Here is a 12,902-nt window from a genome sequence, read left to right as displayed (position 1 = left end):
TTTCAGACGCGTGCGAGCTCAGCCTCCGCGAACTCATAATTCGCAAGCCTGTCGAGGAAGTTCGCCACATAGTCGGGGCGACGATTGCGGAAATCCACGTAGTAGCTGTGTTCCCACACATCGAGGCCGAGCAGTGCCTTGCCTTGGCCGGCGGCCAGCGGATTGCCCGCATTGGCGCTCTTGGTGACCTTCAGCTTCCCGTCATCGCCAAGCACGAGCCACGCCCATCCCGAGCCGAACTGCGTGGTCGCCGCCGTTTTGAACGCGTCCTTGAACGCTTCCACGCTGCCGAAATCCTCGCCGATCTTCTTTTCGAGCGACCCCGGCATCCCGCCGCCCTTGGGCGAAAGCGCCTGCCAGAACAGGATATGGTTCCAGTGCTGACCGGCATTGTTGAACACCGGCGCGAGGTCGGCCTGACCGGCGGCCAGCAGGATGATGTCCTCGAGAGATTTATCCTTCAGCGCGTCGTTCTTTTCCACGAAGCCGTTCAGTGCCGTTACATAGGCCTGATGGTGTTTGCCATGATGAAGCTCCAGCGTCTCCTGGCTCATCCCTGCGGCGGCGAGAGTGCTGGTGGAATAGGGAAGGGCGGGAAGTTCGAATGCCACGATCGGCTCCTTTCGGATATCTGAAGGTGAGTGACCTCGTTGCCCAATGTTCCAAGGGCACGAACCCACCTTTATCGATGGATGCTGTTGTCAGGCGTTTGATTTGGGAACGCGCACCCTATTTTGTCAAGCAATAACTTGGAGAATAAATCTCTGCCTTGCGCTACTTCGGGCGCTACCACTGGCTGACTGGGCCTCGATCCGGTTCGCCGAATACCGAACTTACGGTTCGATTTCCCTGCGCGAATAAAAGCAATCTGCGATCGATCATACGATTTTCGCCGGGCGACGCTCTCCAACTCTCGTGCCAGCCTGACGGCAGGGCGACCAGAACCGGCTTTCGGCCAATACCGCATGAATTCATCTAATGGGATCGTGAGGAGTTATAATTTGCATAGTGATTAATTGGAAAAATATAACAGCCCTACTCATGATTTCGGCGTAGGCCCTGTGGTGGGACGGGCCGATCTCCTGACCACGAACCACGGGCAGGATCGTTATCCGGCGAGAACGCTCCACCCGAACGAGAACAACGACGGAGAGCTGAATGACAACCAAAGGATCCTGGGGCGAATTGTTCCGCGGCCGCTCCGCCTTGCAGGCGATTACGCTGTCAGGCGGCGTCGGACTGCACGCCGTCAATGTCTATGTCGCGACGACAATCCTCCCATCTGTGGTGCGCGACGTTGGCGGCCTCGACTATTATGCCTGGAATACAACCTTGTTCGTGGTCGCGTCCATTGTCGGTTCGGCTCTATCGGCCCGGCCGTTGCAGACCTTCGGGCCCCGCGGAGCGTTCGGCCTCGCCCTGCTGCTTTTCACCGCCGGCTCTCTCGTTTGTGGTGTCGCTCACTCCATGCAGGTCATGCTTGTGGGCCGCACACTGCAGGGATTTGGCGGCGGCCTGGTCTTCGCACTGTCCTACGTCATCATTCGACTGATCTACAGCGAAGCCCTTTGGCCGCGCGCCATGGCGCTGGTCTCCGGCATGTGGGGCATTTCAACCCTGTTCGGACCGGCGGTGGGTGGTATCTTTGCCGAAATGGATGCCTGGCGAGCAGCATTCTGGACCGTGGCGGGCATTGCAGTCCTGCTCCTGCTGCTTGCCTTCGCAGTTCTGCCAAAACGGACGACCGACGAGGATAGACGGGCGCCGATAGCTTTCGCGCAACTTGTCCTGCTGGCCGGAGCGGTGCTGGCCATATCGATCGGTAGCGTCTCCAAGGCCATCAATCACAACATCATCGGCATCGCTGTAGCGCTGGTGCTGGTTATACTCCTTTGCGTGATCGAGGGGCGGGCGTCGACGCGCCTGTTTCCACATCGTGCCCTCAATGTGTTTTCGCCGCTCGGAGCCGCATACGCCGCCCTTGCTCTGCTCGTCTTCTCCGTTCCGGGCAGCGAGATCTTCGTCCCCTATTTCCTCCAGATCCTGCATGGGCTTTCACCGCTTGCCGCCGGTTATCTGGCCGCCGTGATGGCTGCCAGCTGGACCGTTGCGCAGATTGGCGGGGCAGGCCTTAAGGGCAGTGGAGCGCGCAAGGCAATTGTGTTGGCGGGTCCGATCATGATTGTTGGCTTTCTCGGCATGGCCTGGCTCACACCGATCCAGAGCGACGTTGATGTCAAGCTGCTGGCAGCGCTCGTCGTTGCCTTGCTGCTGATAGGCTTTGGCGTTGGCCTCGCGTGGCCGCATCTTCTGACACGCGTCCTGCACGTCGCGCCTGAGGACGAACAAAATCTGGCTGCATCGGCTATCACCACGATCCAGCTCTTCGCTACCGCGCTTGGCGCTGCCGTGGCGGGAATGATCGCCAACCTTGCCGGGCTGACCAACCCGGGCGGTGTCGAGGGAGCGGCCACCGCTGCCCATTGGCTCTTCCTGCTCTTCGCCATCGCACCGCTCTTGGCGTTTCCTATTGCCATCTCGATTACGAACGGCATGCGCGCTGCGGGAAGGAGTGCCGGCGCGTAAGATGTCGGGGCCACTGGCTACTGAACGAACACATATAAGCCCCCGCGACATGCCACCAAGTAGTGTCGCGGAGATTCAATTGTCCCACAAATCCGCTTGGGAGGTCACCGGCCTCTCCATGCCACTACAACGGTATCGATCGGCAGTGACCGTGAGATTTCTTCACCGATATCGTGTCAGGGAATAAGCTATGCGCAGAAGACCCTACAGCAGGAGTAACCGCGAAATTGTTGAGCGCTCGGTATTCAGTGGGCGCATTCCGATGGCTGCTCTCGTTCAGACGCGCGCAGTTGCGGAATATCTGAGTTTTCATTGTGCTGCCGCTGCGCTCGGCATCAGCCAATCGAGCGTCAGCGCACGTGTGAAAGCGCTGGAGGAAGAACTCGGTATTCTTTTGTTCGAGCGTAACACGCGGGGCGTGAGGCTGACGGATGCTGGCCACCAGTTTGTCAGCGAGATTGATGCTGCTTTTGAGATTCTGGATCGTGCAATCAAAACTGCAGGAATGCACGCGCGTGGTGAACAAGGTACACTGCGCGTCGGTGTCTACGCTCTTGTCTCAGGCGGGCCACTCGATGTGCTTCTGGAACGCTTTCGTAGGTCGTATGCAGATGTGACATTGGATATAGCAGAGACGTCCGCGAGAGAAGCTCAAGTCCAAGTGCGAGACGGACATCTCGATGTTGCCTTTATGCCATATGCCAACGAGGTATCGGATCTACATTCCCGATTACTCTGGCGAGACCGGTTGATGGTGGCTCTCCCGGAGACGCATCCGCTAGCGAAAATGCAACATGTCGAATGGTCCCAACTCGCGGATGAGAATTTTCTTGTTCGTCGTGGCGGCGCTGGTCCCCAAGTTCATGACCTGATTTTGGACCGTTCGGCCGGCCGCCGGCCAGTTCCTAATATCATCCGCTTTGACGTCGGTCGTGATACTCTTCTGTCAATGATCGCAGCGGGCTATGGGATTTCGGTATTTGTCGAGGAGAATGCAACAACCATAGCGCGGAATGTCGCTTTCGTGCCGATCAGTGACGAACCTGAATCCGCACCGTTTTCGGCAGTTTGGTCGCCCAAGAACAGCAAGCCGGCTCTTAGGAAACTCTTCACGCTCGCTGCCGATATACTGCGGATTCCCCAATCGACATAATTCTCTTGCTTGCTTGATTCTGCATCAATAGGCAACCCATCCCATTTGCCGCCGATAGTACCCCACAGCCCTCCCGCATCATATTTTCTGTTGCCTATTGTAGAAATGCCTATTCTCTGATCGGCTCCACCCTTTTTCCCGATTGGAGTCTGCATGCGCGGAGGCCGAATACTCTGGGGTCAGATCGCTGTGGTCTTCGCCATCGTTACGATGATGACCTGGGCGGCGACACAATGGACCGCATGGCGGCTCGGCTTTCAGCCGCAACTTGGCAATCCGTGGTTCGACCTGGCCGGGTGGCCGATCTATGATCCGCCGGCGTTCTTCTGGTGGTGGTTCTCCTTTGACGCCTATGCGCCGGCGATCTTTGTCGAGGGCGCGATCATCGCCGCGTCCGGCGGATTTATCGCTATCGTCGCAGCGATCCTCATGTCGATTATCCGGGCACGGGAAGCCCAGAGCGTCGCCACCTACGGTTCTGCACGATGGGCCGAGGACAAGGAAATCCACACTGCTGGTCTGCTTGACCCCGATGGCGTCGTGCTCGGCCAATATGAACGCGACTATCTGCGCCATGACGGACCTGAGCATGTCCTGTGTTTTGCCCCGACCCGTAGCGGCAAAGGCGTCGGTCTGGTGGTGCCGACGCTGCTGACCTGGCCGGGAAGCTGTATCGTTCACGACATCAAGGGCGAGAACTGGACGCTGACGGCGGGTTTCCGGGCGAAGCACGGCCGTGTCCTTTTGTTCGATCCGACCAACGCGAAATCGTCCGCCTACAACCCGCTGCTGGAGGTGCGGCAAGGGGAATGGGAAGTCCGCGACGTGCAGAACATCGCGGATATTCTTGTTGACCCCGAAGGCAGCCTCGACAAGCGAAATCATTGGGAAAAAACCAGTCATGCCTTGCTGGTCGGCGCGATCCTGCACGTTCTCTATGCCGAACACGACAAGACACTGGCCGGTGTGGCCAATTTCCTGTCCGATCCAAAGCGGCCGGTCGAAGTCACGCTGCGCGCGATGATGGATACGCCGCATCTGGGGGAGGCCGGCGTGCATCCCGTCGTGGCATCGGCGGCGCGCGAGTTGTTGAACAAGGCAGATAACGAACGATCGGGCGTGCTGTCTACCGCCATGTCCTTTCTCGGCCTTTATCGCGATCCCGTCGTTGCCAGGGTAACGCGACGCTGCGATTGGCGCATCGCCGATCTTGTCGGAAGCAAGGAGCCGGTCAGCCTCTACCTGGTCGTGCCGCCGTCCGATATCAACCGGACGAAGCCGCTGATCCGGCTAATCCTCAACCAGGTCGGCCGCAGGCTGACCGAGGAACTAGAGACATCGAGCGAGCGGCATCGCCTGCTGCTGATGCTCGACGAGTTCCCGGCGCTCGGGCGGTTGGATTTCTTCGAGTCAGCCCTGGCGTTTATGGCCGGCTACGGTCTCAAGAGCTTCCTGATCGCGCAGTCGCTGAACCAGATCGAGCGTGCCTACGGGCAGAACAACTCGATCCTCGACAATTGCCATGTCCGCGTCGCCTTCGCCACCAACGACGAACGCACGGCCAAGCGCGTGTCAGACTCACTCGGCACTGCGACCGAGCTGCGCGATTCCACCAACTATGCCGGACATCGCCTCGCGCCCTGGCTCGGGCATCTCATGGTTTCGCGGCAGGAGACGGCGCGGCCGCTGCTGACGCCGGGTGAAATCATGCAGCTTCCGCCCACCGACGAGATCGTCATGGTTGCAGGCACCCCGCCGATCCGCGCCACCAAGGCCCGCTATTACGAGGATGTGCGCTTCACCGAGCGGGTTTTGTCGCCGCCTGATTTGGCATCCGAGCCCGTTGCGCTGAAGCCTTCCTCGGATGACTGGTCGAACCGTGTCGTCACCACGACCAGTGCTACCGGCATGGCTGCGGTGAGCCGCACCGAAGGCGATCCCGCCAATGCCGGTATCCGCCGCGAGCCGGAACTGCCCGAACATGAGGAAATCGTCCCGCCGTCTCCTCCGCCCGCGCATGAGTTCGACATGCTGGACGACAAACCCGACGTCGACACGAACAAGGCCCGCGCCATGCGCGTACGCATGCGCACTGTTGCACGGCACGCGTCGATGAACCCCGACGACGGCATCGAGCTTTGAGGGAGGCATCATGACAACCCGAACCCGCATGAATGTCTATTTCGATCCCGAACTCCTCAAGCAGGTCGAGTCGCTATCTCTGCGCCGCAAGGTTTCCAAGTCCGCCATTGTCGAGGCGGCCGTTGCATCCTTCCTTTCCGGCGATTCCGCCGAGCAACTCGAGGCGGCAATGTCGCGCCGTCTGGACAAGCTCGGTCGCCAGGTCGATACGCTCGACGAAGATCTCGCCGTCCTCGGCGAGACCGTCTCGCTATTCATCCGCTTCTGGCTGACCGTTACGCCACCGCTGCCGGAAGGCGCGCAGACGTCAGCGCGAGCGAAAGGCGCGGAGCGGTTCGAGGGTTTCATGCAAAGCCTTGGCCGGAAACTGGCGACGGGAGACAGGTTCCTGAAAGAGTTGTCGCGCGATATCGATTCGTTTGACGACGATCCATCGCCAGATCAATCCGACGCGAACAGCGACCGTTCCTGAATTCTTGACCCGTCCTATTTGCCGCCGATCACCGCCGACGGCCGCACGCGCGTAAATAGGTGTTGAACCGGCCGGAGTTCGGGTTTTCTTAATCGACTCCGATGCGGGGACCGTTGGTCGTGCCCCGTCAGAAAACGGGGCCGAGATGACTGCCACACATCACAAACCGGAAGCGATGGCACGAGGCGCGCGCATGCTGCGTACCGCGCTCGGCCCGTCTGTCGGCCAGCTTCTCGCAGACCCGGCTGTCATCGAGGTGATGCTGAACCCGGACGGCCGCATCTGGGTGGACCGGCTGTCGGAAGGGCTGGCCAACACGGGCGAGCTGATGTCACCCGCCGATGGCGAACGCATCATCCGCCTCGTCGCGCATCATATCGGCGCCGAGGTGCATACCCTTAGCCCTCGCGTTTCAGTCGAACTTCCCGAAACTGGAGAGCGGTTCGAAGGGCTTTTGCCGCCAGTTGTGGCCGCGCCTACATTCGCCATCCGCAAACCCGCCGTAGCGGTGTTCACGCTCGACGATTATGTGGCGGCCGGCATCATGACCAGCCTTCAGGCTGAAGTGCTCCGCCTGAACGTTGCGACACGCGCCAATATCCTTGTGGCCGGCGGCACCTCAACCGGGAAAACCACGCTCACCAACGCTTTGCTCGCCGAAGTGGCGAAGGGCGCGGATCGTGTCGTCATCATCGAGGACACGCGCGAACTGCAATGCGCCGCGCCAAACCTCGTCGCCATGCGTACCAAGGATGGCGTGGCGACGCTCTCCGATCTGGTGCGGTCCTCGCTGCGCCTGCGCCCCGACCGCATCCCTATCGGCGAAGTGCGCGGCTCCGAAGCCCTCGACCTGCTCAAAGCATGGGGGACCGGCCACCCCGGCGGTATCGGCACGATCCATGCCGGTTCCGGCATCGGCGCGCTGCGCCGGCTCGAACAACTCATCCAGGAAGCCGTCGTCACTGTCCCGCGCGCGCTGATCGCCGAGACCATCGACCTCGTGGCCGTCCTGTCCGGTCGCGGCTCCGCGCGCCTGCTGGATGAACTTGCCCGCGTCGAAGGGCTTGGGCCGGACGGTGACTACCGCATCACCCCCGCAACCGACTCAAAGGGAGATCCTTCATGATCCGCAGCGCCCTGCGCATCCGTCGTCATATCTCGACGGCTGCCACCATTGCCTATGTCGGTCTCTTTCTCGCGCCCGCCGCCCGCGCCTCCGGCTCGTCGATGCCGTGGGAAGCGCCGCTGCAATCGATCCTGGAATCCATCGAGGGGCCGGTCGCCAAGATCATCGCCGTGATCATCATCATCGTCACCGGCCTGACGCTGGCGTTCGGCGACACCGGCGGCGGTTTTCGGCGACTGATCCAGATCGTGTTCGGCTTGTCGATCGCCTTTGCGGCATCCAGCTTCTTCCTGTCGTTCTTCTCCTTCGGCGGCGGGGCGCTCGTCTGATGGCGGAGGGTCTCGAACAGATCGACGCGGTGCCGGGATTTTCCATTCCGGTCCATCGCGCGCTGACTGAGCACATTCTGCTCGGCGGCGCCCCGAGAAGCATCGCCATCATGAACGGCACGCTTGCCGGAGCTCTGGGCCTCGGACTGCGCCTCTGGCTGGTCGGCCTCGGTATCTGGGCAATCGGCCACTTCCTAGCGGTCGGGGCGGCGAAGCGCGATCCGCTCTTCGTGGAGGTCGGTCGCCGGCACCTGCGCATCCCCGACCATCTGTCGGTGTGAGGGTGTGGCCATGATGAACCTTGCCGAATATCGCCGCACCGCATCCCGTCTCGCCGACTATCTGCCCTGGGCGGCGCTGCTCGATCAGGGCGTCGTGCTCAACAAGGACGGCTCGTTTCAGAGGACGGCGAAGTTTCGCGGCCCCGATCTGGATTCCGCCGTTGCGGCTGAACTGGTCGCGGTCGCCAGCCGCATCAACAATGCCTTCCGCCGTCTCGGATCAGGCTGGAGTATCTTTGTCGAAGCACAGCGCAGCGAGGCGGCGACCTATCCTGACAGCCGTTTCCCCGATGCCGCATCGGCGCTGATCGATGCCGAGCGCAAGGCGCAGTTCGAAGAAGAAGGCAGTCATTTCGAGGCTCGCTACTATCTCACTTTCCTCTGGTTGCCGCCTGCCGAAGACGCGGCCCGCGCGGAAACCTGGCTCTACGAAGGGCGTGAGCAATCCGGGGTCGATCCATGGGAACTCCTGCGCGGCTTCATCGACCGCACCGACCGCGTGCTGGCGCTGCTCGACGGCTTCATGCCGGAATGCGGCTGGCTCGATGATACCGAGACGCTGACCTACCTGCATTCGACGATTTCCACGAACCAGCAGCGCGTGCGCGTGCCCGAAGTGCCGATGTATCTCGACGCGCTGCTGGCCGACCAGCCATTGACCGGCGGGCTGGAGCCGCGCCTTGGCGACGCGCATCTGCGCGTGCTGACCATCGTGGGATTCCCGACCGCGACGACGCCGGGCCTGCTCGACGAGATGAACCGGCTGCCGTTCCCCTACAGGTGGAGCACGCGCGCGATCCTGCTCGACAAGACCGATGCGACCCGGCTGCTGACCCGCATCCGCCGCCAGTGGTTCGCCAAGCGCAAGTCCATCGCAGCGATCCTGAAAGAGGTGATGACGAACGAGGCGGCTGCCCTTGTGGACACCGACGCCGCCAACAAGGCGCTCGACGCCGACATGGCCTTGCAGGAGCTTGGGGCGGACGTGGCGGGCATGGCCTACGTCACGGCTACCGTCACCGTTTGGGATGCCGACCCGCGCATAGCCGACGAGAAACTGCGCCTGGTCGAGAAGATCGTTCAGGGCCGCGACTTCACCGCCATGGCCGAAACCGTCAACGCGGTGGACGCATGGCTCGGCAGCCTGCCCGGACACGCTTACGCCAATGTCCGCCAGCCGCCCATCAGCACATTGAATCTCGCCCACATGATCCCGCTTTCAGCAGTGTGGGCGGGGCCGGAACGGGACGAGCATTTCGGCGACGCTCCGCTGCTTTATGCCAGGACCGAAGGCTCCACCCCGTTCCGGTTTTCCCTCCATGTCGGCGATGTCGGTCACACCCTCGTCGTTGGTCCAACCGGCGCGGGCAAGTCCGTGCTGCTCGCCGCGATGGCGCTCCAGTTCCGCCGCTATTCGGGATCACAGGTTTTCTCCTTCGACTTCGGCGGCAGCATCCGCGCCGCCGCGCTCGCCATGGGCGGCGACTGGCACGACCTCGGCGGCGGGTTGACGGAAGGGGCAGATAGCGCCGTTTCGCTCCAGCCGCTCGCCCGTATCCACGATACCTACGAGCGCGCCTGGGCCGCCGACTGGATCGTTGCGATCCTCACGCGCGAGGGCGCCGTGATCACGCCCGAGGTCAAGGAGCATCTCTGGACGGCGCTGACCTCGCTCGCCTCCGCGCCGGTCGAAGAGCGCACGATCACTGGTCTTGTGGTCCTCTTGCAATCCAACGACCTCAAGCAAGCGCTTCGGCCATACTGCGTCGGTGGGGCCTACGGCCGGCTGCTCGACGCCGAGACCGAACATCTCGGCTCGGCCGACGTGCAGGCGTTCGAGATCGAGGGGCTGGTCGGCACGGGTGCCGCGCCCGCAGTGCTGGCGTATCTGTTCCATCGCATCGGCGACCGACTCGACGGACGGCCCACGCTGCTCATCATCGACGAGGGTTGGCTGGCGCTGGACGACGAAGGCTTTGCCAGTCAGCTCCGCGAGTGGCTGAAGACGCTCAGGAAAAAGAACGCCTCTATCATCTTCGCCACGCAGAGTCTCAGCGACATCGACAACTCCGAGATTGCGCCCGCCATCATAGAAAGCTGCCCGACGCGGTTGCTGCTGCCGAACGAGCGGGCCATCGAGCCGCAGATCACCGCGATCTATCGCCGCTTCGGCCTCAATGACCGCCAGATCGAAATCCTCGCAAGGGCCACGCCCAAACGGGATTATTACTGCCAGTCACGCCGCGGCAACCGCCTGTTCGAGCTTGGCCTGTACGAAGTCGGGCTCGCGCTCTGCGCTGCATCCTCCAAATCCGACCAGACCGAAATTGCGCGCATCCATGCCGAACACGGACGCAACGGCTTCCTTGCCGCCTGGCTGTGCCATCGCTGCGTCGATTGGGCTGCCGGGCTGATTCCCGACCTGACCAATCTCGCGCCGGACGGGCCGGTAGAGAAGCACACATCGCCTCCCGCCGCGCCAACAGAGCCCGAACCGGACGACTCCATACCGGCCGGAACGGAACCCGCCCCCACCCTAAACGAAGAGGATATCCTTCCATGACCCGAACTCGTGTTTTCCGTTTCGCCAGCGCCTCGGCACTCGCGCTGGCCCTTGCCGCACCGGTCGCACTGTCTCCCATACTGGCGAGCCCGGCCCATGCGCTCTTTGGTCTCGGCCGCATCGTCTACGACCCGACCAATCATGCCGAGAACCTCCTGACGGCGGCGCGCACCCTCGAGCAGATCAACAACCAGATCCAGCAGCTCCAGAATGAGGCGCAGATGCTCATCAACCAGGCCCGCAACCTCGCGAGCCTGCCGCATTCCTCGCTCCAGCAACTCCAGCAGAATGTGCAACGCACACAGCAATTGCTCGGAGAGGCGCAGAACATCGCTTTCGATGTGCAGGAGATCGACCGCATGTTCCAGCAGGACTACGCCAATCTCGATCTTTCCGCGACCGACACGCAATTGATCGCCGATGCTCGTTCGCGCTGGGAAAACACCGTGGGCGGCCTTCAGGACGCCATGCGCGTCCAGGCCGGTGCCGTCGGCAATATCGATACCAACCGCGCCGAGATGTCCACGCTCGTCGGTCAGAGCCAGGGGGCGACCGGCGCGCTGCAAGCCACGCAGGCCGGCAATCAGTTGCTCGCCCTGCAATCGCAGCAGCTTTCCGATCTGATCGCCGTGATGTCCGCCAATGGCAGGTCAGAGGCGCTGATCGAGGCTGAGCGCGCCACGGCCGCCGAGCAGGGGCGCATCCAGCGCGAGCGTTTTCTGACGCCGGGCAGCGGCTACCAGCCCGGTAACGCGCAGATGTTCAACAACGACAACTGACGGGACTAGAGGACATTCCATGGACGGCAAGATGCTGGCCCGGCTCGGGATGATCATATTCGTGGCCATTGCGATCACCGCCACGGTGATCGAGATGACCCGGAAGGACGAACCGGTGCCGGCAAGGACGGCACCGACATTTCAGCCTGGGGCCGATCCTCTCCGCGAAAGCCTGCGCCGGTGCCAGCAGATGGGAGAGGCAGCCGTGAGCGACCCCGACTGCCTCGCCACCTGGGCCGAATCCCGTGACCGCTTCCTTGGCCGCGCACCTGCGCCCTCCGCGCCAAACGACGACGAGGAGCAGTGAGCGCATGGGCGGCACGGGCGTCATCGACGATTTTCTCGGAGTCTTCACAAGCTATATCGACTCCGGCTTTGGCCTGCTCGGCGGTGAGGTGGCGTTCATCGCCACCACGCTTATCGTCATTGACGTGACACTGGCGGCCCTATTCTGGAGTTGGGGCGCCGACGACGACATCATGGCGCGGCTGGTCAAGAAAACCCTGTTCATAGGCGTTTTCGCCTATCTGATTTCCAACTGGAACGATCTGGCGCGCATAGTCTTCGAGAGCTTCGCCGGCCTCGGCCTGCAAGCCTCGGGCACCGGCTTTTCCACCGCCGATCTGATGCGCCCCGGCCGTGTCGCCCAGACCGGCCTCGATGCCGGACGGCCACTGCTCGACTCCATTTCCGACCTGATGGGTTATTGGGCCTTCTTCGAGAATTTCATCCAGATCGCCTGCCTGCTCTTCGCCTGGGCGCTGGTCATCCTCGCCTTCTTCATCCTGGCCATCCAGCTTTTCGTCACGCTGATCGAGTTCAAGCTGACCACGCTGGCCGGCTTCGTCCTCATTCCGTTCGGCCTCTTCGGCAAACCGCCGCGCGTCACGCGCCTGTCCCGCAAGGTTCTGGCAGGCGTCGGTGCAGTGGCCCTTCTCGGCATCGGCGGGGCCTTGATCTACGCTCTACAGTCGCCGGGCAGAGGTGGAAACGGTGAAGAACTCTATTCCACCGAAAACCGGTCCACGGCGGACGGGCTCACCGGTCTGCCGTCAGACTATACCGGGCCGGTTCTCGGCCCGGCGCTGCCGGGCGATCTCGGTCGTCCGATCCTCGACGCGCAGGATCGGGGACAGCCCGTTTCGCTTCCTGCCATCACGACACCTGCCGTCGATCCGGAGGAAGAGCGGCGGCGCGCCGAAGAAGAAGGGCACCGGGATGCTCGGCTGGCGCTATCTCGTGACGTCGAAGCCGATCCTGCTGCTCCTGCTTTTCTACATCGGGACGGCCTGCGCCAATGGGGCGATCACGCAGTTCTCGGTCGCGGCGCTGATCGATATCTACGGCATTCCGCTGACGCTCGCGAACACCGCGCTGACCGTCTACATGCTGGCGTCGCTGGCGGTGACGCTGCCGGGCGGCTGGCTCGCGGACAAGACGACGCGGCACAACATGGTGCTGATCGTCTGTT

Annotated in this window: 11 protein-coding genes and 2 pseudogenes; 12 read left to right on the top strand and 1 reads right to left on the bottom strand. The window is 62.2% G+C overall.

The window, feature by feature from the left end; genetic code table 11:
- Positions 1–2: 2 nt before the first annotated feature.
- Positions 3–611, bottom strand: coding sequence for a superoxide dismutase (locus QZ638_RS08795; protein ID WP_295808998.1), 609 nt, complete (start codon positions 609–611; stop codon positions 3–5).
- Positions 612–1,158: 547 nt separating this feature from the next.
- On the opposite strand from QZ638_RS08795, the gene QZ638_RS08790 reads away from it, so the two are divergent.
- The 12 genes and pseudogenes from QZ638_RS08790 to QZ638_RS23320 all read left to right on the top strand — a co-directional run.
- Complete coding sequence (locus QZ638_RS08790) at positions 1,159–2,586, top strand: MFS transporter (RefSeq protein WP_295808996.1); 1,428 nt, start codon at positions 1,159–1,161, stop codon at positions 2,584–2,586.
- Positions 2,587–2,776: 190 nt separating this feature from the next.
- Entirely contained in the window at positions 2,777–3,739 is a 963-nt protein-coding gene (locus tag QZ638_RS08785; RefSeq protein ID WP_295808994.1) for a LysR family transcriptional regulator, read from the top strand.
- A 153-nt stretch (positions 3,740–3,892) separates the two neighbouring features.
- Complete coding sequence (locus QZ638_RS08780; RefSeq protein ID WP_295808993.1) at positions 3,893–5,881, top strand: conjugal transfer protein TraG; 1,989 nt, start codon at positions 3,893–3,895, stop codon at positions 5,879–5,881.
- A gap of 10 nt (positions 5,882–5,891) precedes the next feature.
- Positions 5,892–6,353, top strand: coding sequence for a CopG family transcriptional regulator (locus QZ638_RS08775; RefSeq protein WP_295808991.1), 462 nt, complete (start codon positions 5,892–5,894; stop codon positions 6,351–6,353).
- A 145-nt stretch (positions 6,354–6,498) separates the two neighbouring features.
- Complete coding sequence (gene trbB, locus QZ638_RS08770) at positions 6,499–7,479, top strand: P-type conjugative transfer ATPase TrbB (protein WP_295808989.1); 981 nt, start codon at positions 6,499–6,501, stop codon at positions 7,477–7,479.
- Positions 7,476–7,808 (top strand): TrbC/VirB2 family protein, encoded by a 333-nt coding sequence (locus QZ638_RS08765; protein WP_295808987.1) that lies wholly within the window; start codon positions 7,476–7,478, stop codon positions 7,806–7,808. Before trbB ends, QZ638_RS08765 begins: the two co-directional genes overlap by 4 nt.
- On the top strand, positions 7,808–8,089 hold the full coding sequence (locus tag QZ638_RS08760; RefSeq protein WP_295808985.1) for a VirB3 family type IV secretion system protein: 282 nt from the start codon (positions 7,808–7,810) through the stop codon (positions 8,087–8,089). The genes QZ638_RS08765 and QZ638_RS08760 overlap by 1 nt, the downstream gene beginning before the upstream one ends.
- 10 nt (positions 8,090–8,099) lie before the next feature.
- Positions 8,100–10,652 carry a conjugal transfer protein TrbE gene (gene trbE, locus QZ638_RS08755; RefSeq protein ID WP_295808982.1) on the top strand — a complete coding sequence of 851 codons (2,553 nt, stop codon included), beginning with the start codon at positions 8,100–8,102 and terminating at the stop codon, positions 10,650–10,652.
- Positions 10,649–11,431 carry a P-type conjugative transfer protein TrbJ gene (gene trbJ / locus QZ638_RS08750; protein ID WP_295808980.1) on the top strand — a complete coding sequence of 261 codons (783 nt, stop codon included), beginning with the start codon at positions 10,649–10,651 and terminating at the stop codon, positions 11,429–11,431. The genes trbE and trbJ overlap by 4 nt, the downstream gene beginning before the upstream one ends.
- 19 nt (positions 11,432–11,450) lie before the next feature.
- On the top strand, positions 11,451–11,738 hold the full coding sequence (trbK-alt, locus tag QZ638_RS08745) for a putative entry exclusion protein TrbK-alt (RefSeq protein ID WP_295808976.1): 288 nt from the start codon (positions 11,451–11,453) through the stop codon (positions 11,736–11,738).
- A 4-nt stretch (positions 11,739–11,742) separates the two neighbouring features.
- Positions 11,743–12,306 (top strand): annotated as a pseudogene (gene trbL, locus QZ638_RS23325) (P-type conjugative transfer protein TrbL); the annotation flags it as partial.
- A 343-nt stretch (positions 12,307–12,649) separates the two neighbouring features.
- Positions 12,650–12,902, top strand: a pseudogene (locus tag QZ638_RS23320) (MFS transporter); the annotation flags it as partial.

This window comes from uncultured Nitratireductor sp., from assembly GCF_913053745.1.
Taxonomy (GTDB): Bacteria; Pseudomonadota; Alphaproteobacteria; order Rhizobiales; family Rhizobiaceae; genus Nitratireductor.
The sequence above is the reverse complement of the archived record's forward strand: the minus strand, read 5'-3'. Positions and strand labels throughout refer to the sequence as shown.

Excerpts from the sequence above, each read along its gene's own strand:
- QZ638_RS08790 (WP_295808996.1), top strand. The coding sequence starts at position 1,159 with ATGACAACCAAAGGATCCTGGGGCGAATTGTTCCGCGGCCGCTCCGCC.
- QZ638_RS08785 (WP_295808994.1), top strand. The coding sequence starts at position 2,777 with ATGCGCAGAAGACCCTACAGCAGGAGTAACCGCGAAATTGTTGAGCGC.
- QZ638_RS08780 (WP_295808993.1), top strand. The coding sequence starts at position 3,893 with ATGCGCGGAGGCCGAATACTCTGGGGTCAGATCGCTGTGGTCTTCGCC.
- QZ638_RS08775 (WP_295808991.1), top strand. The coding sequence starts at position 5,892 with ATGACAACCCGAACCCGCATGAATGTCTATTTCGATCCCGAACTCCTC.
- trbB (WP_295808989.1), top strand. The coding sequence starts at position 6,499 with ATGACTGCCACACATCACAAACCGGAAGCGATGGCACGAGGCGCGCGC.
- QZ638_RS08765 (WP_295808987.1), top strand. The coding sequence starts at position 7,476 with ATGATCCGCAGCGCCCTGCGCATCCGTCGTCATATCTCGACGGCTGCC.
- QZ638_RS08760 (WP_295808985.1), top strand. The coding sequence starts at position 7,808 with ATGGCGGAGGGTCTCGAACAGATCGACGCGGTGCCGGGATTTTCCATT.
- trbE (WP_295808982.1), top strand. The coding sequence starts at position 8,100 with ATGATGAACCTTGCCGAATATCGCCGCACCGCATCCCGTCTCGCCGAC.
- trbJ (WP_295808980.1), top strand. The coding sequence starts at position 10,649 with ATGACCCGAACTCGTGTTTTCCGTTTCGCCAGCGCCTCGGCACTCGCG.
- trbK-alt (WP_295808976.1), top strand. The coding sequence starts at position 11,451 with ATGGACGGCAAGATGCTGGCCCGGCTCGGGATGATCATATTCGTGGCC.